Raw genomic sequence first — 26,091 nt, 5'->3', positions numbered from 1 at the left:
CCCGGCGAGCCGAGGCGTTGCATTGCAATACAAAAGCACTCAGCGGCTGGCGAAGTACATGGTGACTTCAAAACCGATACGCAGATCAGTGTAAGCAGGTTTGGACCAGGTCATATTCATACTCCTACGAAGGGATGGGACGTTTACTACCAAGTAATACATATAGTCCACCTCCAAGCGGAGATGTTCAGATGCGTGGCGGAATATTACTCATTTCTCGTCAAGCTAGCGCTGTCTTGGTGGAAAAAGCCTGTTGCAGCATCGGCAACGATCAGAATCATATCTGCCAGTCATCGCTCACCGCCGCACCATTGGCCAGGCAGTGCCAGCCGCCGGCGGCTTGCTCGAGTCGCTGCGCCGCTTCCACCAGGTTCTGCCGGTTGCGCGCCTGGATCATCTGTTGCAGTTGCTCAAGATAGTCCGCGCCACGCCCCGCCAAATGCGCCTGCCAGAGCAACTCCGCGGCTTGGGCGGTGGGCAGTGTTTGTGGCGAGAACTGCTGGGCCAGGGGGGTGTTGCCCAAGTCGTTACTCCCACCGATCAACGCTGGCAGTTGCTTGAGAAAGGCCTGGATGTGCTCGAGCAGGCCCGCAAGCGCGACATTGGGTGATTGCACGCCCAACAGCAGGCCGGTTTGCCCATTGAACTGTCGGATGCCACTGAATACTGCGTAGCCCACTTGTAACTCGACACGTAGGCGTTGGTAAAACGGGGTTTGCGCCAGGTGAGCGAGCAACCGTAAGTCGGCCTCGTCGGCGAGGGACTGGCTGGGTGTCGGGCAAAACAGCAGCAAGGCGGCTTCGTCGCCATCGGTTGCGACGGTGTGCCAGCGATGCGCGCCGTTGATGGGCTGGGCTTTGTGTTCACTGTCGGCACAGCGCCCGGGGAGGCGTGCCGCCGCATTGTTGATAGCCATTTCGCATGCAGCCGGCAGGCCCATGCCCAGGCCTTTCCAGCGGGCGGTGGCCCAACGGTCAGGTGGCGCGGTGACGTCAGCGATGTCGGCAAAGCAGGCCGGCAATGCCTTGAGCAGCTCGCGAATGGCCATCTGCGGCGCCGGCCTGGCGAGTGCGTCCTGCCAAAGGTCGGCGTCAGGCTGGGTCAGGTCGCGTGCCAGTTGCTCGACGATAGTGGGCATGGGTTCATGCAGCCCGCTCATTTTCAGCAGCCAGGCATTGCCTACGGCTTCCCAGGACACTTGCACCCCGGCCTGACGGGCATTGGTTTGCAGTGTTTGCAGGCTGTTGCCCAAGCCATGCGCGGGCGAATCCAGTTGCCAGCGCAGGTAGAGAGCGCCTTCGTCGCTATCGGCCGGCAATGCTGGGCTGAACGACAGGCCTGGCAGCTCGCGCCGGCCACGGGAGCGATCCTGGGCGAAGGTGCGCAAGCCCCGATGGGCGCTGGTCTGCCCGCGAATCAGCCCGGGGCGGTGTTCCTGGGGTGACCGTTGCAGGAATGGGTTGCCTGGCGGGAGCTGCCAGGCCTGTTGCGCGGGCGACGGTTGCAGTGCAATCAGCATGGCCTTGAGGGCTTGGCAGTGCGGCTCGGACAACTGAGTTTGAAGGTTCTCACTGTCCTGACGGGCCAGGCCCAAGGCGCCACTGATTTGCTGTTGGCGGTCGATCAGCCGGGCATATTCTTCGCGCAGCGCAGCCCAGTCGCTGTGGGCGAAAAAGCTTAACCAGTCGTTCAATAGTGCTTCGATTGCCGGGACTTGTTGTGAACCCTTGGGCCCCAGGGTGAACTCGATATCCAGCAGCGCCTGCCCGGCGAACTGGTACGGCACCCTGGCGTGCAGCGCGCTTACCCAGCCACGGGTTTTCAACTCGGCCAGCAAACCACCAGGTGCCTGCGCATTCAGCCAGGTGCAGAGGAAGTCCAAGGCTTCGCGGGGCGCGTTGCAGGCGATGAGGTGGTGCAGATGCTGTTTATCCAGGTATTGATAGCGATGTTTATCGCTGTCCATCAACGCCGGCGGTGCCTGCTGCGGGCGCAGCGGGCCAGCGCGCAGGCGATCGCCAAAGTGCTGGGCCAGGGCTTGCAGCTCCTCAAGCGATTGCGGTCCGGCAAGGTTCAGGGTCATTTGTCCTGTGTGATAGAAGTCTTGATAAAACCCCAGCAAACCGTGTTGGAAGTCCTCGTGTGGCACCGGCAGGCTGTCGCGATTGCCCGCATGAAAACCCCGCAGTGGATGTGCGGCAGCGAGGCCTTCGAAGATCGCCACTTGATGCTGTGCCTCGGCATCCTGGGCCCAGGCGACAAACTCTGCCTGTAACACCTCACGCTCGCGCAACTGATCGTCCATCGCCAGGCGCGGGTGAGCGAGCATATCGGCCAGACGCTGCAGCGCGTCGCCAAACACTGGGGTGGGCACTTCGAAGAAGAAATCGGTGGTGCGTTCGCGGGTGCTGGCGTTGACCTGCCCACCGTGGCGTTGCACGTAGGCCATCAAACCGTCAGGCGCAGGAAAAGCCTCGGTGCCGAGAAACAGCAGGTGCTCCAGAAAATGCGCCAGCCCCGGCCAGGTCAACGGCACATCATGGCTGCCGGCCGCTACCCGCAGGGCCGCGGCACAGCGCTTGAGACGTGGGGCGTGACGCAGGGAAGCGCGCAGGCCATTGGCCAGGGTCAGTTGCAGGTGATGAGGGTGGGCCGGCACAGGCATGAGCACTTCCAGAACGTAGGAAGTGCCTATGCTAGCGCAAAGCGCAGTGGTCAGTGCTTGTGCAGCGCGGCATAAAGCTCGGGGCGCCGGTCTGCGAGGTAGTGATTGGCCGCTTGTGCGTCACGTATCAACTGATGGTCGAGGGTGGCGACGATCAACGCTTCATCCAGGCCGGCCTGGGCGACACGCTGGCCATTCGGCGCGGCGATGCTGCTTTGCCCGCAATACTGGATCTGGTCTTCATGCCCACAGTAGTTAGCGTAGGCCACATAGCACTGGTTTTCAAAGGCCCGTGCCCGCACGGTGACGTCCGCGACGAAGTCGAAGGGCACCATGTTGGCCGTCGGTACCAGGATCAACTCGGCACCGGCCAGGGCCAGGCGCCGGGTGTTTTCCGGGAACTCCAGGTCGTAACAGATGAGGAACCCCAGCTTCCAGCCGTTCAATTCGACGATAGGGAACTCGTCGCCGCCGGCGCTGAACATCGAGTGATCGAGGTCGCCGAACAGGTGCGTCTTGCGGTAGTTGCACCGGCGCTGGCCAGTGGCATCGATCAGTTGCACAGAGTTGTAGATCTGCCCGTCCTCGGCCCGCTCCGGGTAGCCATAAAGAATCGCCAGACCCGCATTGCGCGCCAGTTCGGCAATGGTTTGCGCTGCCGGTCCATCCTGCGTCTCGGCCAGCGCGCCCACCGCTTCCGCACCAATGTTGTAGCCGGTGAGGAACATTTCCGGCAGCACCAACAGGTCTGCATCGCCCGCTTCATGGGCGACGTGGTGCAGGCGCTTGAGATTGCCGGCTACATCCAGTGGCAATGGCGGGCATTGGTACAGGGCGACACGCATGGCTTGACTCCTTATTCGGCTAGGGCGATGGGGCCGATCTCATCGAACACATCCCCAGGCCCCGGGTTTTGCGGGTGGGTACTGCCACCGAAGTGGGTCATGATGCCCCAAACCGCGTTCAACGAGGTTTGCACTGCGCCTTCGACCCAGGCTGGGGTCCAGGATACGTCGTCGCCGGCGATGAAAATCCCGCGCTGCTCGGCCGGCATATCCTTTTGCATAAAGTGCGCGTACATGCGCTGGTTATAGCGATAGTGGCCCGGCAACGCGCCCTTGAAAGCACCGAGGAAATGCGGGTCGGCCTCCCAGGAAACGGTGATCGGGTCGCCAATGATGCGCGCCTTGATATCGACTTTCGGGTAGATCTTTTTCAGCGCATCGAGGGCCAGCTTGACCCGTTTATCAATGGGCTGCGGCAGCATTTTCAGGGCGTCGCTCATCCACGAGTAAGACAGGCAAATGACCCCCGGCTTGTCGTCGCCGTTGTCGAACAGGTAGGTGCCACGGGTCAAGCGGTCGGTGAGGGTCATGCTCATCAGGTCGCGGCCGGTTTCCGGGTCTTTGTCCTTCCAGAAAGGCCGGTCGACCATGACAAAGGTTTTCGACGACTGCATATAGCGCGTGCGGTCCAGGGCCATCCACATTTTTTGCGAGAACAGGCTTTCGTCGCATTCGATCTGGGTGGTCAGCAGCCAGCTCTGGCAGGTGGTCAGCACGGCGGCGTATTCCCGGGTGTCGCCATAATTGTCGGTCACCGCGAAGCGACCGTCGGCGGCATGGGCAATGCGCTTGACCCCGGCCCGCGGCGCGCCGTGGTGCAGGGAACTGAGGCTGGTGCCGGCTGGCCAATGGGCGCAACGCTCAGGCACATGGCGCCAGATCCCCATGGGCACCTGCGCCACGCCACCGACCACCAGGTGCTGGTGATCGTCGCAGTTGGTCATCACCACGCGGAAGATTTCCAGCATCGAGTTGGGGAAGTCCGAGTCCCAGCCACCGGTGCCAAAACCGACCTGACCGAACACTTCGCGGTGATGGAACGACAGCTTGGCGAACGCCTTGGAAGTGGCGACGAAATCGTAGAACGTGCGGTCGTCCCACAGCGGCACCAGGGTATTCCACAGCGCTTTGAGGCGTGGCACATCGCGGTCGCGGATGGCCTGCTGGATATCGCTGAACTGCGAACCGGCTTCCAATGCATCGGCCCAGGCGTCAGCCACTTCCTGGAACAGCGCAGGAAGGTCGGCGAGTTTCTGTGCGTAATGGGTCTGGCCTTCCAGGTCGATCACGGTGCTGCCGGAGGCCGGTGTCAACGGGTTGGGGAAGGGCTTGGTCTCCAGGCCCAACTTATCCACATAGTGGTAGAACGCCGTCGAGGATACCGGGAAACGCATGCCACCCAGTTCGGCGATGATGCCTTCGGCCCCTTCAAACGCCTGGGACCGCAGGCGCCCACCCATTTTCGAGGCCTCGTACACCACCGGCTTGAGGCCCAGCTTCATCAGCTCGTAGGCGGCCACCAGCCCGGCGATACCCGCACCGACAATCGCCACTTCGGCGCCATGGTGGGCGGCAGGAATACTGCCCAAGCCAGCCGGGTGTTCGATCCAGTCATCGAAGGCGAACGGGAAGTCCGGGCCAAAGATGGTGATGGGTTTTTTACCGTCTGCAGGGTGGCGATTGTTCTTGTTAGTGGCGTTCATGGCTGACCTTGCTGGCAACTGCACGGGGCACGACCCGTGGAGTATAGGAAAAGATGGCAGCCATTCTAGGGAGCGTAGCGCTCGTTAATAAGACGCAAAGTGTCGTCGTTTTGGATTGTTTTTAGTCGAAGTGACGAAAATGGCGGTCAGATTGGCTGCCCGCGATCCAATTTGTTGCTGAGGATGATCGAGGTGGTGGTCTTTTCTACCCCATCGACACTGCCGATCTGGTCCAGCAGTTGATCAAGTTGCTCCGGCGAATCGGTGCGCAGCCAGGCCACATAATCAAACTCACCACTGACCGCACACAACTGCTGGACCTGGGCCATGGCGCTGAGTCGACGCAGCACTTCCTTGCCAGAGCGCGGTTGCACCGTGATCCCCACATACGCCTGTAACCCACCATCCACCACACGCTGGCCAAGGCGCACGCCATAGCCGGTAATCACCTGGGTCTTTTCCAGGCGCGCCAGGCGCGAGGTCACCGTGGTACGGGCAATCCCCAATTGCCGGGCGAGCATCGCCACGCTCTCGCGGGCGTTGAGCTGTAAGGCGGCGATTAGTTGGCGGTCGATTTCATCGAGGAGGGGCGGGCGGGGGGTAGACAAGTGCGGCTCCGATGCGGGTGGCGGTTGGGGCATGTTACAGGCTCATATTTCACGGGGGGAGCATTCGTTAACGCGTTGGCCGACTGGATCAAAAAAGATCTTCGAGTCTTGCGCGTGCGCTACACCGAAAATTATTCAGCGGCGAGTGCACCAGGAATATTCAAAGTCGTAATTCCTGAGGGTTATGGAAAATATTCAAAATAGTTATTGCGCTCTGTTAGTTTTCACAGTTGTTGGGGCGGTAGGTGCATTTTAGACTCAAGTTTAAAAGTCTAATTGATGGAGTCCGTCATGAGTACTAAAGCATTGGTTGAGGTTTTTATTGATGGTCATAGGACTACACTGCTGGAGCCGAAGAATAGGGCAAACAATAATATTTTGAAGCCAGGTGTGATTGGTATTGTTCGCAATGTTGCTGACGGTCCGAATGGTGCGTTTATTGTGTGGAATGTTGATAGTCAGCCAGAAAGGTATCGAATAATTAATCCAGATGGAGTTGCCATCGACTGGGAATCGTTTTCAAAAAAACGACCTGGTGAAAATAAAATGTACATTAAGGATCTTTCTGAAGAAGAGAGATATCGCCATCAACCGTCAGAAAGCTATAGCTTAAGGTTTGCGTTTATTATTGATTTTCCTGGCGAAGTTGCCAGAGGGGCTTATATAGTTGATGACGTTATTTATAAGACTCGCTCCGACTTCGCAAAGTGGAGGGACGAATATGTTGGTGTGTCCCAGTAGTCAGGCCTCTCCATGGCTTGGCGGTATGTATGCCCTGCGCGCTGAATGTAGGCCCTGAGAGTTAGCGGCCAGCCTCTTGGATTTCCAGCCTCCAGAAACAAAAAAAGCCGCGCAGTGCGCGGCTTTCAATTTGGTGGGCCCAGTAGGACTCGAACCTACGACCAAGGGATTATGAGTCCCCTGCTCTAACCAACTGAGCTATAGGCCCTCAGTAGGTCGCGGATTATAACGATGGTTTCTCCACTGTGCTATCCGAAAAATCCGAATGGGTCATGTGAAGGAAGGTCGCGGCGAAGATGTCGGGAGGCAGAGGCAGGCTGACGATGTAGCCTTGCATTTGTTCGCAGCCTTCGTCGGCGAGGAAGGCTTGCTGGGCGGGGGTTTCCACGCCTTCGGCGATGATGGTGAATTGCATGCTGTGGCCCAGGGCGATGATGGCGCGCACGATAGCGGCGTCGTGGGGATCGTCCGGTAGGCCGCGGACGAAGGACTGGTCGATTTTCAGGAAGTCCAGGGGCAGGCGCTTGAGGTAGCTCAAGGATGAATAGCCCGTGCCGAAGTCGTCGATGGCCAGTTGTACGCCCAGGTGCTTGAGTTTATGCAGTACTTCCAGGGCTTCTTCGGCCTGGCTCATGATGAAGTTTTCGGTGATCTCCAGTTGCAGGCAGTCCGGTTCCAGGCGGTTGTCGCGCAGCAGTTGCTCGATGCGCCCCAACAGGTTGGGGTGGCGCAGTTGGGCCCCGGCGAGGTTGACGGAGAGGGGGCCGAAGTCGTCGTAGCACTTGCGCCACTGATGCAGTTGCCGGCAAGCCTGCTCCAGGACCCAGTCGCCGATTTGCAGGATCATGCCGTTCTCTTCGGCCAGGGCGATGAAGTGTTCGGGAGGTACGTCGCCAAAGGTGGGATGGCGCCAGCGGATCAGGGCTTCGGCGCCGATCAGTTGTTGGGTGTCCAGGCTCAGCTTTGGTTGGTAGTACAGAAACAGCTCATCGCGCTCTATGGCCCGGCGCAGTTCGTGTTCGAGGGCGACGCGCTCATTGGCCTGGGCGGTGAGGTCCTGGGTGTAGCGTTCAACCCGATTGCGGCCCTTGGCCTTGGAGCGGTACATAGCGGCATCGGCGTTTTTTACCAAGGTGGCGACGTCGATCCCATCCTGCGGATAGAAGCTGGTGCCGATGCTGGCGCTGATAAAGAACTCGTGCTCGCCCGCCTGGAAGGGCAGGGTGAAGCAGGCCAGCAGTTTATTGGCCAGGTGCTGGGCGTCGCTGGCTTGTTGCAGGCCGGGCAGCAGGATAATGAATTCGTCACCGCCCAGGCGCGCTACGGTGTCGATATCGCGCAGTTGCTCCTTGAGGCGCACCGCGATGTCCTTGAGCAGCAGGTCGCCAATCGGGTGGCCAAGGCTGTCGTTGATGTGTTTGAAGCGGTCGAGGTCGAGAAACAGCACCGCGCCCTGGCTGCCGGTTTCCTGTTGGTTGTTGAGGGCGGTTTGCAGGCGATTTTCAAACAGCGTGCGGTTGGGCAGGCCGGTGAGCGGGTCGTGGTGCGCCTGGTAATCGAGCCGCGCCTGGGCGTGCTTGAGGCTGGAGATGTCGGCAAATACTGCCACGAAGTGGGTGATTGACTGCTCGAGGTTGCGCACGGCGTTGATCGTCAGCCAACTGGGATACAGCTCGCCGTTCTTGCGTCGGTTGGAGATTTCGCCTTGCCAGTGGCCGTTGGCCGTCAGTTGATGCCACATGGCGGCGTAGAACGCGCTGTCGTGCAGGCCGGAAGCGAGCAGGCGCGGGGTATGGCCGAGGGCTTCGGCTTCGCTGTAGCCGGTGATTTCGCTGAAGGCGCGGTTGACCGCGCTGATGTTCTGCCGGGTATCGGTGATCAACACGCCTTCGGCAGTGCTTTCGAAAACCGTCGCGGCCTGTTGCAGTTTTTCCTGCATCAACTGACGTTCGGTAATGTCGCGGGCGATGGTCAGCATGCAGTCGTCATCCCCAATGGGCAGCGGGCGACTGGATACCTCGCACAGGCGAATCTGGCCATCATTGCGCCGGATATGGCAGACGAAGTCGCGCACCAGGCCGTCGCGTTGTAGCAGATCGAGCATGTGCTTGCGCTCGTTCAAGTCCACCCAGATGCCCAGGTCCAGGGTCGATTGGTCCAGGGACATCGCACTGTTGAAGCCGGTGATGCGGCTAAAGCCTTCATTGACCTCCAGCAGCAGGCCGTCGTGCTGGCGCGTCAGCAGTAAGCCGTCGGGCGAGGCGTGAAAGGCCTTGGCGAACTTTTCTTCGGAAGTCTGCAGCAGTTGCTGGGTTTCCTTCAGTTGGGTGATGTCCCGCACTACCACCACCAACGCTTCGGTCGCATCGAGCTGGAAGGGTTCGGCAGAGATCAGCCCGGTGAACGCCTGGCCATTGCTGCGCAGGAACGGCATCTCCAGGTTGCGGATGCTGGTGGTCTGCACCCGCTTGAGCAGGTTGGGGCCTACACCCTGGATGCCCCAGATGTTCAGCTCGGTGGCGGTTTTACCGACCACGTCTGCGGCGCTCAGGCCAATCTGGTCCTCGAATGCCTTGTTGACCTCCAGCAGGCAGCCATCGGACAGGCGGGCGATCACCAGTATGTCCGGACATTGCTGGAACACCGAGGCGAACTTCTCCTGCGAAAGCTGCAGCGCTTCCTCGGTGCGCTTGGCCTCGCTGATATCGATCATCAGGCCGCGCATGACCGGCTCATGCCCATGCTTGATCAGGCTGACAATGTCCCTGACCCACAAGCAACGGCCATCGGCGGTGATCACCCGGTAGTCAATGCTGTGGTCGCGGTTGGCGCGGGTTTCCCGCTGGCAGAAGCTGTCGGCACGGGTCAGGTCGGCAGGGTGGATGATGTTGCGCCAGAAGCCGGGGATCAGCCAGTGCGCCCGTGGATAGCCCAGCAGCTCCTCGGCATGGGGCGACACGTAGCTGTAGGTGAAATCGCTGATGTCTGCTTCCCAGGCGATGGCTGACAGGCTTTCCACCAATCCCCGGTAATGGTACTCGCTGCTGCGCAGCTCCTGTTCCAGGGCCACCCTGCGGGAAATTTCCGAGCTGAGCCGGCGATTGATCCGAATCACGATGGCCAGCACGGTACTCAACAGCAGCACGGCAGGTAGGCCGTAGAGCAGCAGATCGGTCCAGAAGGCTCGGTGATCAATGACATTGCCGACCCAGTGTTCCTGGATTTCGTTGATTTCGCTGGGGCTGAGGTCGGCGAGCACCTTGTCGAGGATGCCGATCAACATTTTGTTCTCGCGGGGTACGCCCATTGCCAGTTGGTAGCGATAAGGCGTTTCGCCACTAACGTACAAACCGTCGAGCTTAAGCTGGCGCAGGCTCCACACACTGGAGGCTAGGTCGCCGACGACGGCGTCCACCTCATCGGTGGCCAGGGCCTGCAAGGTCGAGCTGACGTTGGGCATCGCCACCAGGTTCAGGTCGGGGTGGTGGGTGCGCAGCAATTCGTGGGGGGCATAGTTCTCCACCACGGCGATCTTCAGTCCATACAGGTCCTTGAGGGAGCGGGGCTGGGCGCCGCCTTCGTGGGCAAGAATGACGATGGGGAAGTCGAGGTAAGGCCTGGAAAATGCCAGGAAACCCTGGCGCTCCGGGGTGGACATGATGCCCGGTAACAGGTCGAGCTGATTGTTCTTGGCCTGCTCCAGCAGGGCGCTCCAGTTGGCAGGCTCGATCAACCTGACCTTGATGCCCAGGCGCTCCTGGATCAGTCGTACATAGTCAGCGGCCAGGCCCTGATAGCGGCCTTCTTCGTCGCGATATTCAAATGGCGGCCACGATGCGTCAACGCCCAGGCGCAACTCCGGGTGGTCCGCCAACCAGCCATGCTCTTCATCAGTGAGAGTCAACGCGCCAGCCGTTGCGGTCCAGGTCAGCAGCGACAGCAGTAGCACGGTCGGCAGTCTGGGCATAACGGTCTCGTTATGGCACGGGGAATATTTCGAGTGTAGACGGGCATTGCGGGGGGAGGTAAAGCGGGGAGGATTTAATCTGCACAAAGCAAAACCCCCAGGCCTGGGCCTGGGGGTTTTGTGATCACTCGTCGAGGAAGGAGCGCAAATGCTCGCTTCTCGTCGGGTGGCGCAACTTGCGCAGCGCCTTGGCTTCGATCTGACGGATCCGCTCGCGGGTCACGTCAAACTGCTTACCGACTTCCTCAAGGGTGTGGTCGGTATTCATGTCGATGCCGAAACGCATGCGCAGTACCTTGGCTTCACGAGCAGTGAGGCCGGACAGTACGTCGCGCGTCGCTTCTTTAAGGCTCTCAACGGTGGCGACATCGATTGGCGACTGCATGGTCGAGTCTTCGATGAAGTCACCCAGATGGGAGTCTTCGTCATCACCAATCGGGGTTTCCATGGAGATCGGCTCTTTAGCGATCTTCAATACCTTGCGGATTTTATCCTCAGGCATTTCCATGCGTTCGCCCAGCTCTTCCGGGGTCGGTTCGCGACCCATTTCCTGCAACATCTGCCGGGAAATACGGTTGAGCTTGTTGATGGTCTCGATCATGTGCACCGGAATACGGATGGTGCGGGCCTGGTCGGCGATCGAGCGAGTGATCGCCTGACGGATCCACCAGGTGGCATAAGTCGAGAATTTGTAGCCGCGACGGTATTCGAACTTGTCCACAGCCTTCATCAAGCCGATGTTGCCTTCCTGGATCAGGTCGAGGAACTGCAAGCCACGGTTGGTGTACTTCTTGGCGATGGAGATCACCAGACGCAAGTTCGCTTCAACCATCTCTTTCTTCGCGCGACGGGCCTTGGCCTCGCCGATCGACATGCGACGGTTGATGTCCTTGATCTCGGCAATCGTCAGACCGGTTTCGGTCTGCAATGCAGTCAGCTTCTGCTGGCAACGAACGATGTCGGCCTGGAAGCGACCAATGGCTTCAGCGTATTTGCTTTTGCCCTTGGCCAGTGCGTCGGTCCAGCTTTCGTCAACTTCATTGCCCGGGAACTGGCGCAGGAAGTCGGCACGCGGCATGCGCGCATCACGGACACAGAGCTGCATGATCGCCCGCTCTTGTGCACGCAGACGCTCAAGGGCGCTACGAACCCGCTCAACCAGGCCTTCGAATTGCTTCGGCACCAGTTTGATCGGCATGAACAGCTCAGCCAGGGCCAGCAGTTCGGCGGTAGCCTGCTTGCTGCCACGACCGTGCTTCTTCAGGGCCTTGCGCGCCAGTTCCATCTGGTCGGAGACCGCGCCAAAGCGCTGGGCTGCGATGATCGGATCCGGGCCGCTTTCGACTTCTTCTTCGTCGTCGGTGCTGGCTTCAGCCTCGTCGTCGTCGGTTTCGTCGTCCGCTTTCACGGCTTTCGGGTCGACAGGCGGCGGTATTTCGGCAGCAGGCGGCGTAATGCCATCGTCCGGGTCGATATAACCGCTCAGGACGTCGGACAGGCGGCCACCTTCGGTGGTAACGCGGGTGTACTCGGAGAGAATGTGGTCAACCGTGCCGGGGAAGTGCGCAATTGCGCCCATCACTTCGCGGATGCCCTCTTCGATACGCTTGGCGATTTCGATTTCGCCTTCGCGTGTCAGCAGCTCAACCGTACCCATTTCACGCATATACATGCGCACAGGGTCGGTGGTGCGACCGATATCGGTCTCCACTGCAGCCAGCGCGGCAGCAGCTTCTTCAGCGGCGGCCTCGTCGGTATCGGCGTCCGCCAGCATAAGAGAATCCTTATCTGGCGCAGCTTCGAATACGTTGATCCCCATGTCGTTAATCATGCGGATGATGTCTTCCACCTGTTCCGGATCTGAAATATCCTCCGGCAGGTGGTCGTTGACCTCCGCGTAAGTCAGGTAACCCTGCTCACGACCAAGGACGATCAACTCTTTGATACGAGACTGCTGTTGCGCTTTTCCGGACATAACACCCTATCCACTGAAGGTCTTGGCGGGCAAAAAACAAGCCGAGGATTATACCCGAGCTATGACCTCACACGCCAGCTGAGGTCGGGTTTGATGCGGAAACATTCTGTTTTAAGAGGTCGCGCATCTGCTTTGCTATCTGAATTTGCTCTTCAGCCGACAATCCTGGCTGCCTTGCTTTCTTGATAAGTTCGTCGAGGGTCTGCGTGTGCTGACCCGCGGATAACCTAGTAATGGTGTCTAAAAACTGTTGTTCAAGGTTATCGCCGTCAATTAACCACTCCTTTTCTGCGAGTGCTTTCAAAAGACGTCCTTGCTCTGTGCCGTGCCAGCGGGCCATCAGCTGGATTGAGTTTAGCTTAGGATTTTTTTGTACGGCCTCGATCAGGGCAATCAGCACCTGGGCGTAGGTGTTGCTCTCGTTGGAAAAATGTTCGGCGCTTTCCACTCGGCCCGCCAATTGCGGGTGGTGGATCAGGGTGCGCAGGGCAATCAGCGTCGGCGCTTCTACGGCCACCGGTGTCCGCGGGGCGTAAGCCTCGTCGCGGTCGCCATGCTTGCCGTTTTTGCTCCAGGGTTTCTTGTCCCATTTCTTGCCGCCGGCGCCGGGTTTCTTCGGCGTCCAGTCCTGTTGAGGCACAAAGGGCTCTTGAGGCTGGTGAAAGTCAGCGTAGTCCGGCATGGCGTCGTAGCCGAAGCCCGGGTCGTAGGCTGGTGGCGCCTCCTGGGGCGCGCTGTGCACCAGCTGGCTGACCGCCTCGCCGCTCAGGCCGGTGATCTCCAGCAGGCGCTGGCGCATCAGGGCCTTGAGGTTGGCGCCGGGGACCTTGTCGATCAGCGGTGCCGCGAGGGTAGCCATATGGGCCTTGCCTTCGAGGGAGCGCGGGTCGGCTTCTTCGGTCAATTGCTGGAAAAAATAATCGGCCAGCGGTTGTGCGTGCTGGTGGATGCGCGCGCGAAACGCATCGGTACCTTCGGAGCGCACCAGGGTATCCGGGTCTTCGCCTTCGGGCAGGAACAGAAAGCGCGCGCGGCGCCCATCCTGCAGGCTCGAGAGGGTGGCTTCGAGGGCGCGCCAGGCCGCATTGCGTCCGGCCTGGTCGCCGTCGAAACAGAACAGCACGCTGGGCACCACGCGAAACAGGCGCTTCATGTGCTCTTCGCTGGTGGCGGTGCCGAGGGTTGCCACGGCATTGCGCAGGCCTTGCTGGGCCAGGGCGATAACGTCCATGTAGCCTTCAACCACGATGATTTCATCGAGGTTGCGGTTGTTCTTGCGCGCTTCAAACAGGCCGTAGAGTTCCTGGCCCTTGTGAAACACCGGGGTTTCCGGGGAGTTGAGGTATTTGGGCTTGTCGTCACCGAGTACCCGTCCGCCGAAGGCGATGATGCGGCCACGGCTGTCGCGGATCGGGAACATCACTCGATCGCGAAAGCGATCATAGCGCTTGCCGGTCTCGGCGTTTTCCACTAGCAGGCCGGCGTCGATCATGGCCTTTTGCTGCAGGGTGTCGCTGCTCAGGTGCTTGTACAGGTTGTCCCAGCCAGGCGGGGCGAAGCCCAGGCCGAAGTCGCGGGCGATTTCCCCGGTCAGGCCGCGGCCCTTGAGGTAGTTCACGGCGGCTTTGCGCTGTGGGTGGCTTTTCAGGGCCTGGCGGTAGAACTCGGCGGCGGCGGTGAGCAGTGGGTACAGCGGCGAGTCGGTAGGCTGGCGCGGTTTGTGCGGCCGGCCACTTTCTTCGCGGGGGATTTCCATGCCAGCGGCTTTAGCCAGTTCCTCGACGGCCTGGGGGAAGTCCAGGTTGTCGTGGTCCATGATAAAGCCGAGGGCATTGCCGCCGGCGCCGCAGCCGAAGCAGTAGTAGAACTGCTTGTCGGGGCTGACGCTGAACGATGGGGTCTTTTCTTTATGGAACGGGCAGCAGGCGGTGTAGTTCTTGCCAGCCTTTTTCATTTGCACGCGCGAGCTGACAACATCGACGATGTCGGTGCGGTTCAGAAGGTCGTCAATAAAGCTCTGGGGAATTAGCCCGGCCATGGCGTTCTCGTCATCACTGCGTGTAAATGAGGGCCCGTGACGCACTCAAGACGCGCATGGCGGCGGCTTGATCATCGATTGTCTGCTTGGGCTGCCAGGAAGTGTATCTGTCGAACGTTCACTGACGTTAGTTCCAATCAGTCTTCGACGTGTTTGAAAGCGTTGCCCTGGAGTCCGGTCACGGCCAATGGCGGCCTCGGAAGCTCATCGTGGGGCACAGTCGACCTATTGATCGCCTGCTTGGAAAATGGGTGTGCTCGTCAGTAGCCTTGATAGGCTCGTCAGAAGAGACGTGCACCGCTGGCAAAAGAGCCAGTCCTGACGTGTGAAGCTTTGTCTCGGTCGCATGTGCGGCGTCGACGGTGAAGCATCAAGCGATATCCGCAAATGCCAGCAGCCCGGCTGAGGGCCGGGCTTGGCAGAAGCTTGCTACGAACGTCTGTGTATTAGTACAGACGAACGGCGCGGCGCTGTTCGCGCTGAACTTTCTTGGCGTGACGCTTAACAGCGGCTGCTGCTTTACGCTTACGCTCAGAAGTTGGCTTCTCATAAAATTCGCGGCTACGAACTTCAGCCAGAACACCGGCTTTTTCGCAGGAGCGCTTGAAACGACGCAGAGCTACGTCGAAGGGTTCGTTCTCTTTTACTTTGACGGCTGGCATCCAGAGCTACCTTCTTTCATTACCGGGAATCAACGTTCTCGTCGCAAAAAATTCGCGGCTGAGGTCGTCGGTTTTTAAGGGTTGCGGATGTTAACCCCTCATTGCCCGGAATGCAAAGCCTCTGATCGAAAACCGCTAGTCGGGAGGGGACGTGGCGACTATTATGCGCGCCTTCGAATTCAGCCTCTACAAGGCGCAAACCCATGTTAGTACTGGGCTTAGAAACCTCCTGCGACGAGACCGGCGTCGCGCTTTACGACAGTGAACGCGGGCTTTTGGCCGATGCGCTGTTCAGTCAGATCGATCTGCATCGGGCCTATGGCGGGGTGGTGCCGGAGCTCGCTAGCCGTGATCACGTCAAACGCATGCTGCCATTGATTCGACAGGTGCTGGACGAGGCCGACTGCGTCGCCACCGAGATCGATGCCATCGCTTATACCGCCGGCCCTGGATTGGTCGGGGCCCTGCTGGTTGGGGCTTCCTGCGCCCAGGCGCTGGCGTTTGCCTGGGGTATTCCAGCCCTTGGCGTGCACCATATGGAAGGCCATTTACTGGCGCCGATGCTGGAAGAAAACCCTCCTGGGTTCCCGTTCGTCGCTTTGTTGGTTTCCGGTGGCCATACGCAGCTGGTTCAAGTCGATGCAATCGGCCAGTACACGCTTCTGGGGGAGACCCTGGACGATGCCGCCGGTGAAGCTTTCGACAAGACCGCCAAGATGATGGGCCTCAATTATCCCGGTGGTCCGGAAATCGCGCGCCTGGCGGAAAAAGGCGTGGCGGGGCGCTATACCTTCCCGCGTCCGATGTGTGATCGCCCAGGCCTGATGTTCAGCTTCAGTGGCTTGAAAACCTTCGCCTTGAACACCTGGCAGCAAAGCGTCAGCGCCGGGGACGACAGCGAGCAAGCCCGTTGCGACATCTCTCTGGCGTTCCAGCAGGCGGTGGTGGAGACTTTGACCATCAAGTGCAAGCGTGCCCTGAAGCAGGCCGGCATGAAGCGCCTGGTCATCGCTGGAGGCGTCAGCGCGAACAAGGCATTGCGTTTGTCACTGGAAAAAATGCTCGGCGACCTCAAGGGCGATGTGTTTTACGCGCGCCCTGAGTTCTGCACCGATAACGGCGCGATGATCGCCTTCGCCGGTTGCCAGCGCTTGCAGGCGGGCCAGCATGAGAGCCTGGCCATCAGCGTGCAGGCGCGTTGGCCGATGGAGCAACTGCCGCCGTTGTGATCGACGAACATGAGTCGGGTTCACCGGGCGTATTTAAAAATGCCGTTCGCGCCCGGCAAACAGGTCGCGTAAATTGCCGCGATGGCGCCATACAATCAGCAGGGTGAGTACGCTCATCGGCAGCAGGGCAGCCGGCTCCTGCCAGGCCAGCAATGGCAGGGTCAGGGGGGTGGCGATCAATGCGGCGAGGGAGCTGGTGCGGGTCAGGTAGAACGTCAGCAGCCAGGCGGCAATGGCCAGCAGCGCCGCTGGAGGGTAGATCCCCAGTAGCATGCCGGCGGCCGTCGCGACGCCCTTGCCACCGCGAAAGCGAAAGTACAGCGGGAACAGATGGCCGAGCACGGCACACACGCCGATCCAGGCTTGTTGTTGCAGGGAGAGGCCGGCGAGGTCGGCGATCAGCACGGGCAACAGGCCTTTGCATACGTCGCCGAACAACGTCAGTACGGCGAGCTTTTTGCCGGCCAGGCGCAACATATTGGTGGCGCCGGCATTGCCCGAGCCACTCATTCGCGGGTCGGGATTTCCCGTCAGGCGGCTGAGCAAGATGGCAAAGGACAGCGAGCCGAGCAGGTAGGCGAGGGTCGCCAGTAACCAAGACATGCTAACTATTCCGGGCGAGGACGCCTTGATTCTAACGGGGCATTGCGCCCTTGTCGTGCTGTGGAGAAGAGTGCTTGGACAGAGTGTTTATCGAAGGCCTGGAAGTCGACACCGTGATCGGGGCCTACGACTGGGAGCGAGGTATCCGTCAATGCCTGCGCCTGGACCTGAGTTTCGCCTGGGACAATCGCCCGGCCGCAGCCGGTGATGACCTGACCCTGGCCCTCGACTACGCCAGTGTTTCCACGCGCATCCAGGCCTTTGCCGCGCAGGCGCAATTCCAGCTGGTGGAAACGTTTGCCGAGCGCCTGGCGCAGGTCTTGATGGAAGAATTCCAAATCCCCTGGCTGCACCTCAAGTTGACCAAGCCCGGTGCCGTCCCGGCCGCCAAGGGCGTGGGCGTGGAGATCGAGCGCGGATGTCGCTAACTCAGGTTTACCTTGGTCTTGGCAGCAATATCGAGCGCGAGGCCCGTTTGCAGGCGGGTCTTGAGGCGTTGGATGGCTTTTTGACCGATATGCGCTGTTCTGCCGTATTCGAAAGTCAGCCGGTGGGGATCAAGAGCGGGCCGTTCTTCAACCTGGTGGTATCGGCGTACACCGATTTGCCGTTGATGGAACTGGATCGCCGGCTGAAGTCCATCGAGGCCGACAATGGCCGCTATGCGCCGGATCGCAAGGGTTTGCCCCTGGATATTGATGTGCTGCTGTATGGCGACCTGAGCGGTAATTTTGATGGGTTGGTGTTGCCGCGGGCAGAAATCCTGAAAAACGCCTTTGTGTTGTGGCCGCTGTCGTTGATGGCGCCGGAACGTGTGCACCCTGAAGTCGGCAAGACATTTGCCGCGCTGTGGCGGGATGCACAAATCGACCAGGTACTGGCACCGGTTGCCTTCGAATGGCGTGGCCGACCACTCACCCCAGACCTGTAGAAGCCGGCTCGCCAGCGCCTACAGTGAGTGTTGGTCCTTGTAGGCTTTCAGAGCCTTGAGCCGTTCACACTTGAGCGCCTCGCCCAGCTCCGGGCCCTTGAAACCTTTCTCCAGTAGCGGCGCCACTGCCACGGCCCGCGCCACCTGCGCGGCGCGACGCAAATACTCCGCCTGTGGATAACTTCGCTGCTCAAGGCCCTTGCGACCTCGTGCATCCATTTCGCAGGCGACGACAAATTCTTCAAAGCGCTGTGGCCGACGGAATACGTCAAAGCTCTGCAGCAACTCCAGCAGGGTCGAGGCCTTCAGCTCCAGTGCCCGATGACCATGGGTGTGATACTCGCCGACCAGTAGCGCCAATTCCTGGCAATCCTTGGGCACTTTGAAGCGCTCATTGACGGCTTTGATCAGCTTCAGGCCCCGCTGCTCGTGGGCAATATGCCGGGGCAACTTATCCACAGGTGTCAGGCCCTTGCCCAGGTCATGCAGCAGGCAGGCCCAGCGCACGGTCAAGGGTTGTGCGTGGAGGGCCGCCTGTTGCAGCACGCTCAGGGTGTGGATGCCTGTATCTATCTCAGGGTGATGAGCTTCGGGTTGGGGTACACCGAACAGGGCATCCACTTCCGGTAGCAGGGTTTTCAGGGCATGGCAGTCGCGCAGCACCTGGATAAACACCTGTGGCTGATCTTCCATCAGGGCCCGGGAAATTTCCTTCCAGCTGCGTTCCGGCGTCAGGGCTTCCAGTTCGCCGGAGTCGCTGAGCTGACGCATCAATTCCAGGGTTTCGGGGGCGATAGTGAAACCGAGACCGGCATAACGTGCGGCAAACCGCGCGACCCGCAGTACGCGCAGGGGATCTTCGGCGAACGCCGGGGAAACGTGACGCAGTACCCTGGCTTGCAGGTCGCGCTGGCCGTTGTACGGATCGGTCAGGTTGCCGTCGTCGTCTTCGGCGATCGCGTTGATAGTCAGATCGCGGCGGATCAGGTCTTGTTCGAGGGTGACTTCGGGGCTGGCATGAAACACAAAGCCGCCATAACCCCGACCGCTTTTGCGTTCGGTGCGGGCGAGGGCGTACTCATCGTTGTTTTTTGGGTCTAGGAACACCGGAAAGTCAGAGCCCACTGGGCGATAGCCCAGGGCGAGCATTTCTTCGGTGGTGGCGCCTACTACGACCCGGTCGATATCGGTAACGGGGATGCCGAGCAAGCGATCACGTACCGCTCCACCGACTTTGTAGATTTGCATGAAAAAGCCTCCATTAGCCCTACAGGATAACGCCTGCGGCAGGCCAATGGAGGCATTGCTGCGTCAAAGGTGAACCACGGCCAGGTCCAGGCGGCCGTAATCGTTGTCGTTATGTTCGTTGCGCGGCGGCACGTGATGGGTCTTCATGACCTGATCGCCTTGCAGGGTCTCCAGGTGGATATCGAAGCCCCATAGCCGGTGCAGATGCTTGAGCACTTCGTCCGTGGATTCTCCCAGGGGTTTGCGGTCGTGTTGCTGGTGGCGCAGGGTCAGGGAGCGATCACCGCGCATATCGATGCTGTAGATCTGCACGTTGGGCTCGCGGTTGCCCAGGTTGTATTGGGCCGCTAGGGTCTCGCGGATGGTGCGGTAGCCGGCTTCATCGTGGATGGCAGGTACCAGCAGGTCGTCCTTGAGGTCGTCGTCCAGAATGCTGAACAGCTTGAGGTCACGAATCACCTGGGGTGACAGGTACTGCAGGATGAAGCTCTCGTCCTTGAAGCTGCTCATGGCGAACTTGATGGTCGATAGCCAGTCACTGCCGGCGATCTCCGGGAACCAGCGGCGATCTTCCTCAGTGGGGTGTTCGCACATGCGCCGGATATCCCGGTACATGGCGAAGCCCAGGGCATAGGGGTTGATGCCGCTGTAGTAGGGGCTGTCGAAGCCTGGCTGGAAGACCACGCTGGTATGTGAGGTGAGGAACTCCATCATGAAGCCGTCGGTCACCAGGCCTTCGTCGTAAAGGTCGTTCATCAGGGTGTAGTGCCAGAACGTTGCCCAGCCTTCGTTCATCACCTGGGTCTGGCGCTGTGGATAAAAGTACTGGGCGATCTTGCGCACGATCCGCACGATCTCCCGTTGCCATGGCTCCAGCAGCGGGGCGTGTTTTTCCAGGAAGTACAGGATGTTTTCCTGGGGCTCGACGGGGAAGCGCGCATTGTCCTTGTCGCTATTCTTGTCGGCGCGTTTGGGGATGGTGCGCCACAGGTCGTTGATCTGCTTTTGCAGATGCTCTTCCCGGTCCTTCTGCCGTAACCGTTCCTCCTCGGCGGAAATCGGATAGGGGCGCTTGTAGCGGTCTACCCCGTAGTTCATCAAGGCATGGCAGGAGTCGAGCAGGTCTTCCACCGCATCGATCCCGTGGCGCTCCTCGCACTGCATGATGTACTGCTTGGCGAACACCAGGTAATCGATGATCGAACTGGCGTCGGTCCAGGTGCGGAACAGATAGTTGCCCTTGAAAAAGCTGTTGTGGCCATAGCACGCGTGGGCCACCACCAGGGCCTGCATACAGATGGTGTTTTCTTCCATCAGGTAGGCAATGCACGGGTCGGAGTTGATCACTATTTCATAGGCCAGCCCCATCTGGCCACGGGTGTAGGACTTCTCCGTGCTGAGGAAGTGCTTGCCGTAGGACCAATGGTGGTAGCCCAGGGGCATGCCCACCGAGGCATACGCATCCATCATTTGCTCGGCGGTGATCACTTCGATCTGGTTGGGATAGGTATCCAGGGCATATCCGGCCGCAATACGGCTGATTTCCCGGTCATAGGCCTGGATCAGTTCGAAGGTCCATTCGGACCCCGTGGAAATGGGTTGGCGCTTATGCTCTTTGGCGGTCATGTCACTAACCTGCGCTGGAAGAGTTCACGGAAGACCGGATAGATATCGCCGGCCGAGACCAGTTGTTGCTGGGCGAAGGTGTCGGCGAAGGCTTCACCTATGCGCTCGTATTCAAACCACAGGGCCTGGTGCTCGCGGGGGGTAATCTCCACATAAGTGTAGTACTGCACGAACGGCATGATCTGGTTGATCAGGATGTCGCGGCAGATGGGCGAGTCGTCGTTCCAGTTGTCGCCGTCGGAAGCCTGAGCCGCGTAGATGTTCCATTCGTTGGCCGGATAACGCTCGGCCATGATTTCCTGCATCAGTTTCAGCGCACTGGACACGATGGTGCCGCCGGTCTCCCGTGAATAGAAAAACTCTTCTTCGTCGACCTCGCGGGCACTGGTGTGATGGCGGATAAACACCACGTCGATCTTGTCGTAGTTACGCTTGAGAAACAGGTACAGCAGGATAAAGAAGCGCTTGGCGATGTCCTTGGTCGCCTGGGTCATGGAGCCGGAAACGTCCATCAGGCAGAACATCACTGCCTTGGAGCTGGGGTTGGGTTGCTTGACCAGCAGGTTGTATTTCAAGTCGAAGGTGTCGAGAAACGGTACGCGGTGAATGCGCGCACTGAGTTTCTCGATTTCTGCTTCGATTTCCTGGATATCGCCGAAATTGTCTGGCTCTTCGCGCTTCAATCGCGCCAGTTCTTCCTTGGCCTCCTTGAGTTTGGCGCGGCTGCTGCCAGATAGAGCGATGCGCCGGGCATGGGCTGAACGCAGGGTGCGGATGATATTGATGCGCGAGGGGTTGCCCTCGTTGCTGATGCCGGCGCGTACGGTCTTGAAGGTGTCGGTGCCGGTCAGGTTGCGTTTGACCAGGTTGGGCAGCTCCAGGTCCTCGAACATGAATTCGAGGAACTCCTCCTGGGTAATCTGGAACACGAACTCATCCATGCCTTCGCCGGAGTTGCCGGCCTTGCCTGGGCCTTTGCCGCCGCCACCGCCTTGAGGACGCTGGATGTGTTCGCCGGAGGTGAATTCCTTGTTTCCCGGATGAACCACGGTCTGTTTACCGCCGCGGCCGTGATGTAGCACCGGCTCATCGATATCCCGTCCGGGAATGCTGATCTGCTCGCCGTGCTCCATATCGGTAATGGAGCGGCGACTCACCGCCTCTTCGACGGCCTTTTTGATGTGGTCACGGTAACGCCGCAGGAAACGCTGGCGGTTTACCGTGCTCTTGTTCTTGCCATTGAGGCGTCGGTCGATCACATAGCTCATAGGGAGCCCTCCGGGCAGCTTCACGTTACAAGCTTCAAGCCGCGAGCTGGAAGCTTAGAGACAAGCGGTCAGCTGCCAGGCCATAGGCCCGGCAGCGCACGCCTGTCGCTGCCTTACTGCGATTTGCGAACCCGCAGGTACCACTCGGAGAGCAGCCGTACCTGTTTGTCGGTGTAGCCGCGCTCGACCATTCGTGTGACGAAGTCGTTGTGTTTTTGCTGATCCTCCTTGCTGGCCTTGGCGTTGAAGCTGATGACCGGCAGCAGATCCTCGGTGTTGGAGAACATTTTCTTCTCGATGACCACCCGCAGCTTCTCGTAGCTGAGCCAGGTAGGGTTCTTGCCATTGTTGTTGGCCCGGGCGCGCAACACGAAGTTGACGATTTCGTTGCGGAAATCCTTCGGATTGCTGATGCCGGCCGGTTTCTCGATCTTCTCCAGTTCTTCGTTGAGGGCTACGCGATTGAGGATCTCGCCGGTTTCCGGGTCGCGGTATTCCTGGTCCTGGATCCAGAAGTCTGCGTACAGCACATAGCGGTCGAAGATGTTCTGGCCGTATTCGCTGTAGGACTCCAGGTAGGCGGTCTGGATTTCCTTGCCGATGAACTCGATATAGCGCGGCGCCAGGTACTCCTTGAGGAAACGCAGGTAGCGCTCGCGGGTTTCAGCCTGGAACTGCTCTTGTTCGATCTGTTGCTCCAGGACATAGAGCAGGTGCACCGGGTTGGCGGCGATCTCGTGGGGGTCGAAGTTGAAGACCTTGGACAGGATCTTGAAGGCGAAGCGCGTCGACAGCCCGTTCATGCCCTCATCGACGCCTGCCGTGTCGCGGTATTCCTGGATCGATTTGGCCTTGGGATCGGTGTCCTTGAGGTTTTCCCCGTCGTAGACGCGCATTTTCGAGTAGATATTCGAGTTTTCCGGCTCCTTGAGGCGCGACAGCACGGTGAACTGGGCGAGCATCTTCAGGGTGTCGGGTGCGCAATGGGCCTTGGCCAGGGAGCTGTTGAACAGCAGCTTGTCGTAGATCTTGATTTCATCGCTGACCCGCAGGCAGTACGGCACCTTGACGATATAGATCCGGTCGATGAAGGCTTCGTTGTTCTTGTTGTTGCGGAAGGTGTGCCATTCTGATTCGTTGGAGTGGGCCAGCAGGATGCCGGTAAACGGAATCGCGCCCAGGCCTTCTGTACTGTTGTAGTTGCCTTCCTGGGTCGCGGTGAGCAGTGGGTGCAGCACCTTGATCGGCGCCTTGAACATCTCCACGAACTCCATCAGGCCCTGGTTGGCCCGGCACAGTGCGCCCGAGTAGCTATAGGCGTCCGCGTCGTTCTGCGGGAACTCCTCCAGCTTGCGAATATCGACCTTGCCCACCAGCGCCGAAATATCCTGGTTGTTCTCATCCCCCGGTTCGGTCTTGGCGACGCCGATCTGGTTGAGAATAGATGGATAGAGCTTCACCACCCGGAACTGGCTGATATCACCGCCGAACTCGGCCAGACGCTTGGTGGCCCAGGGCGACATGATGGTGTTGAGATAGCGCCGTGGAATGCCGAAGTCTTCTTCGAGGATCGCGCCATCTTCCGTGGCGTTGAACAGGCCCAGGGGCGACTCGAATACCGGGGAACCCTTGATCGCGTAGAAAGGCACCTTTTCGATCAGTTGCTTGAGTTTTTCGGCCAGGGAGGATTTACCGCCGCCCACAGGGCCGAGCAGGTAGAGGATCTGTTTCTTCTCTTCCAGGCCCTGGGCGGCATGGCGGAAGTAGGAGACGATCTGGTCGATGCATTCTTCCATGCCATGGAAGTCTTCAAAGGCCGGGTAGCGGCGGATGACCTTGTTGGAGAATATTCGCGATAGTCGCGAATTATTGGAGGTGTCTACCAGCTCCGGCTCACCAATCGCCAGTAGCAGGCGCTCGGCGGCAGACGCGTAGGTACTGCGGTCCTTTTTGCACAGCTCGAGATACTCTTGCAGCGTGAGCTCTTCCTGCTGTGTGGACTCGAAGCGTTGTTGGAAGTGGCTAAAAATACTCATGACGTCGTCACCTCGCTCGATACGTGGAGCCGACGCCGGATCAATCAGTCGATGCTGGCAGCCAGTGGCGCTTGCCGTGGCCATTTCCCCCCAGAACACCCTGAAACGCTACCGATGACCCGCACGCCGGTGTACCGGCTCTCCCCTGTTTTGGATGGCCTGCGCTTAATGATAGTTGGGAATCCGGGAGGTCAAGGCGAGATGCCTAATTAGTTTGGGCGCACCGTTCGTCAGAAACGGCGCGAGCCCAAGCGTCACGCGGGGTAGCGGGGTTTAAAAAAATTATTGCGAATCGCCTGTGGCAATTTCCGCAGGATACGTCGTACGCCACAGCTCAAAGCCGCCGTCCAGGCTGTAGACATCGGAGAAGCCCTGGCTGACCAAGTAGGCCGCCGCGCTCTGGCTGGAGTTGCCGTGATAGCAGGCCACGATCACGGGGGCGTCGAGGTCGGCGGCGCGGATGAAGTCGGCGATATTGTGATTGTCCAGATGCCGTGCGCCCTTGATGTGGTTCAGGGCGTAGGTCTGGGGATCCCGGATATCCACCACCACGGCGCCTTGCTCGCGCAGGGCCTGGGCTTGTTCGGGAGGGATACGTTTGAATTCGCTCATGGCGGGCTCCTTGGGCGTGCGGCAAGCGGCGTCTAGCGCTTGGCGGCAGCGGGCAGTGTTACGGGAAGGGGAGATTCACACTGGCAGCTCAGGCGCTCGCCGGTGTCGATGTTCATCAGGGTCATGGCCCCGCCCCACACGCAACCGGTGTCGAGGGCGAATACGCCGGGTTCGTCGCAGTGACCTTCGAGGGCGGCCCAGTGCCCGAAGATGATCTTCGTGTCGCGGGTCTTGCGCTCCTTGTGGGCGAACCAGGGTTTGTAGCCGGGCAAGGCGGTGTCGGCGCCTTCCTTGCTCTTGAGGTCGAGTTTGCCTTCTGCGGTGCAGAAGCGCATGCGCGTGAAGTAGTTGGTAATGACCCGCAGGCGGGCGACGCCGGTCAGATCGTTATCCCACTTCACTGGCTCATTGCCGTACATGCCGTCCAGATAAGTGGCGAACAGAGTGTCATCGGCCAGGACGGTTTCGACCTCGGCGGCACACTTGAGGGCCTTTTTCAGGGTCCATTGCGGCGCAATGCCAGCATGTACCAAGGCGGTATTGCGCCCCTCGTCGTAGTGCAAGAGCGGTTGTCGGCGCAGCCAGTCGAGCAATTCGGCGCGATCCGGGGCTTCGAGGATTTCCCGCAGGGTGTCGCCTTTTTTCAGACGCTCGATGTTATTGCCGGCCGCCAGCAGATGCAGGTCGTGGTTGCCCAGCACGCAGACCAGGGAGTCGCGCAGGCCATAAAGAAAGCGCAGGGTCTCCAGGGATTGCGGGCCGCGGTTGACCAGGTCACCCACCAGCCACAGGCGATCCTTGGCCGGGTCGAAGGCTACGCGATCAAGCAGGCATTTGAGCGGCTCCAGGCAGCCTTGCAGGTCGCCGACAGCATAGGTTGCCATCAGTGCAGGGCTCCGGGCACCGCCAGGCGAAAGGGAGCAATGATGGCGTCGAAGTGTTTGCCGTCTTCGGCAAGCATCTGGTAGCTGCCTTGCATCGTGCCGACCTTGGAGGTCATCACGGTGCCGCTGCTGTAGGTATGGCTGGCGCCGCTGTCGATCAGGGGCTGTTGGCCGATGACGCCGGCACCGCGCACTTCCTCGACATGGCCGTCACCGTCGGTGATCACCCAGTGACGCGACAGCAGCTTGGCGGGCACTTGGCCGTTGTTCTTCACCGTGACGGTGTACGCAAAGGCAAAGCGGTTCTGTTCGGGTTGGGATTGTTCCGCCAGGAAGCGGGTGACGACGCTGACGTCGATCTGATAGCGAGGATCGGACATGCAAGAGGCCTTAAGAGCAAAAGCGGAGGACAGCAGATGCGGATCAGTCTAGGCCATGAGGTGGGCACTA

Annotated in this window: 21 protein-coding genes and 1 tRNA gene; 4 read left to right on the top strand and 18 right to left on the bottom strand. The window is 59.7% G+C overall.

Features of this window, described 5'->3' with window-relative positions; genetic code table 11:
- Nucleotides 1–39: 39 nt before the first annotated feature.
- From pqqA to HBO05_RS17575, 5 genes are all read right to left on the bottom strand, one after another.
- Nucleotides 40–114: a pyrroloquinoline quinone precursor peptide PqqA gene (pqqA, locus tag HBO05_RS17595; RefSeq protein WP_003194766.1), complete on the bottom strand. Its 75-nt coding sequence runs from the start codon at nt 112–114 to the stop codon at nt 40–42.
- A 163-nt stretch (nt 115–277) separates the two neighbouring features.
- Nucleotides 278–2,665 carry a pyrroloquinoline quinone biosynthesis protein PqqF gene (pqqF, locus tag HBO05_RS17590; protein ID WP_172313562.1) on the bottom strand — a complete coding sequence of 796 codons (2,388 nt, stop codon included), beginning with the start codon at nt 2,663–2,665 and terminating at the stop codon, nt 278–280.
- Nucleotides 2,666–2,715: 50 nt separating this feature from the next.
- Nucleotides 2,716–3,510 carry a carbon-nitrogen hydrolase family protein gene (locus tag HBO05_RS17585; RefSeq protein ID WP_172313560.1) on the bottom strand — a complete coding sequence of 265 codons (795 nt, stop codon included), beginning with the start codon at nt 3,508–3,510 and terminating at the stop codon, nt 2,716–2,718.
- 11 nt (nt 3,511–3,521) lie between these two features.
- Nucleotides 3,522–5,213 carry an NAD(P)/FAD-dependent oxidoreductase gene (locus tag HBO05_RS17580; protein ID WP_169953786.1) on the bottom strand — a complete coding sequence of 564 codons (1,692 nt, stop codon included), beginning with the start codon at nt 5,211–5,213 and terminating at the stop codon, nt 3,522–3,524.
- Nucleotides 5,214–5,359: 146 nt separating this feature from the next.
- Nucleotides 5,360–5,854 (bottom strand): Lrp/AsnC family transcriptional regulator, encoded by a 495-nt coding sequence (locus tag HBO05_RS17575; RefSeq protein WP_170042218.1) that lies wholly within the window; start codon nt 5,852–5,854, stop codon nt 5,360–5,362.
- 258 nt (nt 5,855–6,112) lie between these two features.
- Between HBO05_RS17575 and HBO05_RS17570 the strand changes: the two genes are divergently transcribed.
- Nucleotides 6,113–6,562: a hypothetical protein gene (locus HBO05_RS17570; RefSeq protein WP_169953788.1), complete on the top strand. Its 450-nt coding sequence runs from the start codon at nt 6,113–6,115 to the stop codon at nt 6,560–6,562.
- A 131-nt stretch (nt 6,563–6,693) separates the two neighbouring features.
- Here HBO05_RS17570 and HBO05_RS17565 read toward each other — a convergent pair.
- From HBO05_RS17565 to rpsU, 5 genes are all read right to left on the bottom strand, one after another.
- A tRNA-Ile gene (locus HBO05_RS17565) sits at nt 6,694–6,770 on the bottom strand.
- A gap of 15 nt (nt 6,771–6,785) precedes the next feature.
- Nucleotides 6,786–10,529 (bottom strand): bifunctional diguanylate cyclase/phosphodiesterase, encoded by a 3,744-nt coding sequence (locus tag HBO05_RS17560; RefSeq protein ID WP_170057644.1) that lies wholly within the window; start codon nt 10,527–10,529, stop codon nt 6,786–6,788.
- A gap of 124 nt (nt 10,530–10,653) precedes the next feature.
- Nucleotides 10,654–12,504 (bottom strand): RNA polymerase sigma factor RpoD, encoded by a 1,851-nt coding sequence (rpoD, locus tag HBO05_RS17555; RefSeq protein ID WP_169953793.1) that lies wholly within the window; start codon nt 12,502–12,504, stop codon nt 10,654–10,656.
- A gap of 67 nt (nt 12,505–12,571) precedes the next feature.
- Nucleotides 12,572–14,542: a DNA primase gene (dnaG, locus tag HBO05_RS17550; RefSeq protein WP_172313558.1), complete on the bottom strand. Its 1,971-nt coding sequence runs from the start codon at nt 14,540–14,542 to the stop codon at nt 12,572–12,574.
- Between the two features lie 446 nt (nt 14,543–14,988).
- Nucleotides 14,989–15,204, bottom strand: a complete 216-nt coding sequence (rpsU, locus tag HBO05_RS17545) for a 30S ribosomal protein S21 (RefSeq protein WP_002551877.1) — start codon at nt 15,202–15,204, stop codon at nt 14,989–14,991.
- Between the two features lie 203 nt (nt 15,205–15,407).
- Here rpsU and tsaD point away from each other — a divergent pair, with 203 nt between their 5' ends.
- On the top strand, nt 15,408–16,433 hold the full coding sequence (gene tsaD, locus HBO05_RS17540; protein WP_169953798.1) for a tRNA (adenosine(37)-N6)-threonylcarbamoyltransferase complex transferase subunit TsaD: 1,026 nt from the start codon (nt 15,408–15,410) through the stop codon (nt 16,431–16,433).
- A gap of 33 nt (nt 16,434–16,466) precedes the next feature.
- Here the strand turns inward: tsaD and plsY are convergent, their stop codons facing one another.
- Nucleotides 16,467–17,036 carry a glycerol-3-phosphate 1-O-acyltransferase PlsY gene (plsY, locus tag HBO05_RS17535; RefSeq protein ID WP_029296831.1) on the bottom strand — a complete coding sequence of 190 codons (570 nt, stop codon included), beginning with the start codon at nt 17,034–17,036 and terminating at the stop codon, nt 16,467–16,469.
- A 74-nt stretch (nt 17,037–17,110) separates the two neighbouring features.
- Between plsY and folB the strand changes: the two genes are divergently transcribed.
- Both folB and folK read left to right on the top strand, forming a co-directional pair.
- A complete protein-coding gene (folB, locus tag HBO05_RS17530; RefSeq protein ID WP_029296829.1) occupies nt 17,111–17,464 on the top strand; it encodes a dihydroneopterin aldolase in 354 nt (117 codons plus the stop codon).
- Nucleotides 17,455–17,967: a 2-amino-4-hydroxy-6-hydroxymethyldihydropteridine diphosphokinase gene (folK, locus tag HBO05_RS17525; protein WP_169953800.1), complete on the top strand. Its 513-nt coding sequence runs from the start codon at nt 17,455–17,457 to the stop codon at nt 17,965–17,967. Before folB ends, folK begins: the two co-directional genes overlap by 10 nt.
- A gap of 18 nt (nt 17,968–17,985) precedes the next feature.
- On the opposite strand, the gene HBO05_RS17520 is transcribed toward folK, so the two are convergent.
- From HBO05_RS17520 to apaG, 7 genes are all read right to left on the bottom strand, one after another.
- Nucleotides 17,986–19,215 carry a multifunctional CCA addition/repair protein gene (locus HBO05_RS17520; RefSeq protein ID WP_172313556.1) on the bottom strand — a complete coding sequence of 410 codons (1,230 nt, stop codon included), beginning with the start codon at nt 19,213–19,215 and terminating at the stop codon, nt 17,986–17,988.
- 63 nt (nt 19,216–19,278) lie between these two features.
- Nucleotides 19,279–20,841, bottom strand: a complete 1,563-nt coding sequence (locus tag HBO05_RS17515; protein ID WP_169953804.1) for a SpoVR family protein — start codon at nt 20,839–20,841, stop codon at nt 19,279–19,281.
- Nucleotides 20,838–22,109, bottom strand: coding sequence for a YeaH/YhbH family protein (locus HBO05_RS17510; protein WP_169953806.1), 1,272 nt, complete (start codon nt 22,107–22,109; stop codon nt 20,838–20,840). Before HBO05_RS17510 ends, HBO05_RS17515 begins: the two co-directional genes overlap by 4 nt.
- 113 nt (nt 22,110–22,222) lie before the next feature.
- Entirely contained in the window at nt 22,223–24,145 is a 1,923-nt protein-coding gene (locus HBO05_RS17505; RefSeq protein WP_017739508.1) for a PrkA family serine protein kinase, read from the bottom strand.
- A gap of 282 nt (nt 24,146–24,427) precedes the next feature.
- Nucleotides 24,428–24,757: a thiosulfate sulfurtransferase GlpE gene (gene glpE, locus HBO05_RS17500; RefSeq protein ID WP_169953808.1), complete on the bottom strand. Its 330-nt coding sequence runs from the start codon at nt 24,755–24,757 to the stop codon at nt 24,428–24,430.
- 32 nt (nt 24,758–24,789) lie between these two features.
- Complete coding sequence (locus HBO05_RS17495; protein WP_169953811.1) at nt 24,790–25,641, bottom strand: symmetrical bis(5'-nucleosyl)-tetraphosphatase; 852 nt, start codon at nt 25,639–25,641, stop codon at nt 24,790–24,792.
- Nucleotides 25,641–26,021 (bottom strand): Co2+/Mg2+ efflux protein ApaG, encoded by a 381-nt coding sequence (gene apaG, locus HBO05_RS17490; RefSeq protein ID WP_076962233.1) that lies wholly within the window; start codon nt 26,019–26,021, stop codon nt 25,641–25,643. The genes HBO05_RS17495 and apaG overlap by 1 nt, the downstream gene beginning before the upstream one ends.
- Nucleotides 26,022–26,091: the final 70 nt, after the last annotated feature.

Source organism: Pseudomonas sp. WS 5079, assembly GCF_012985465.1.
In the GTDB taxonomy this organism is placed as follows: Bacteria; Pseudomonadota; Gammaproteobacteria; order Pseudomonadales; family Pseudomonadaceae; genus Aquipseudomonas.
The sequence above is the reverse complement of the archived record's forward strand: the minus strand, read 5'-3'. Positions and strand labels throughout refer to the sequence as shown.

Excerpts from the sequence above, each read along its gene's own strand:
- pqqF (WP_172313562.1), bottom strand. The coding sequence starts at position 2,665 with ATGCCTGTGCCGGCCCACCCTCATCACCTGCAACTGACCCTGGCCAAT.
- HBO05_RS17585 (WP_172313560.1), bottom strand. The coding sequence starts at position 3,510 with ATGCGTGTCGCCCTGTACCAATGCCCGCCATTGCCACTGGATGTAGCC.
- glpE (WP_169953808.1), bottom strand. The coding sequence starts at position 24,757 with ATGAGCGAATTCAAACGTATCCCTCCCGAACAAGCCCAGGCCCTGCGC.
- HBO05_RS17495 (WP_169953811.1), bottom strand. The coding sequence starts at position 25,641 with ATGGCAACCTATGCTGTCGGCGACCTGCAAGGCTGCCTGGAGCCGCTC.
- tsaD (WP_169953798.1), top strand. The coding sequence starts at position 15,408 with ATGTTAGTACTGGGCTTAGAAACCTCCTGCGACGAGACCGGCGTCGCG.
- rpsU (WP_002551877.1), bottom strand. The coding sequence starts at position 15,204 with ATGCCAGCCGTCAAAGTAAAAGAGAACGAACCCTTCGACGTAGCTCTG.
- folK (WP_169953800.1), top strand. The coding sequence starts at position 17,455 with ATGTCGCTAACTCAGGTTTACCTTGGTCTTGGCAGCAATATCGAGCGC.
- HBO05_RS17515 (WP_169953804.1), bottom strand. The coding sequence starts at position 20,841 with ATGACCGCCAAAGAGCATAAGCGCCAACCCATTTCCACGGGGTCCGAA.
- HBO05_RS17575 (WP_170042218.1), bottom strand. The coding sequence starts at position 5,854 with ATGCCCCAACCGCCACCCGCATCGGAGCCGCACTTGTCTACCCCCCGC.
- apaG (WP_076962233.1), bottom strand. The coding sequence starts at position 26,021 with ATGTCCGATCCTCGCTATCAGATCGACGTCAGCGTCGTCACCCGCTTC.
- HBO05_RS17510 (WP_169953806.1), bottom strand. The coding sequence starts at position 22,109 with ATGAGCTATGTGATCGACCGACGCCTCAATGGCAAGAACAAGAGCACG.
- HBO05_RS17580 (WP_169953786.1), bottom strand. The coding sequence starts at position 5,213 with ATGAACGCCACTAACAAGAACAATCGCCACCCTGCAGACGGTAAAAAA.
- HBO05_RS17520 (WP_172313556.1), bottom strand. The coding sequence starts at position 19,215 with ATGCAAATCTACAAAGTCGGTGGAGCGGTACGTGATCGCTTGCTCGGC.
- HBO05_RS17560 (WP_170057644.1), bottom strand. The coding sequence starts at position 10,529 with ATGCCCAGACTGCCGACCGTGCTACTGCTGTCGCTGCTGACCTGGACC.
- dnaG (WP_172313558.1), bottom strand. The coding sequence starts at position 14,542 with ATGGCCGGGCTAATTCCCCAGAGCTTTATTGACGACCTTCTGAACCGC.
- plsY (WP_029296831.1), bottom strand. The coding sequence starts at position 17,036 with ATGTCTTGGTTACTGGCGACCCTCGCCTACCTGCTCGGCTCGCTGTCC.
- HBO05_RS17570 (WP_169953788.1), top strand. The coding sequence starts at position 6,113 with ATGAGTACTAAAGCATTGGTTGAGGTTTTTATTGATGGTCATAGGACT.
- HBO05_RS17505 (WP_017739508.1), bottom strand. The coding sequence starts at position 24,145 with ATGAGTATTTTTAGCCACTTCCAACAACGCTTCGAGTCCACACAGCAG.
- rpoD (WP_169953793.1), bottom strand. The coding sequence starts at position 12,504 with ATGTCCGGAAAAGCGCAACAGCAGTCTCGTATCAAAGAGTTGATCGTC.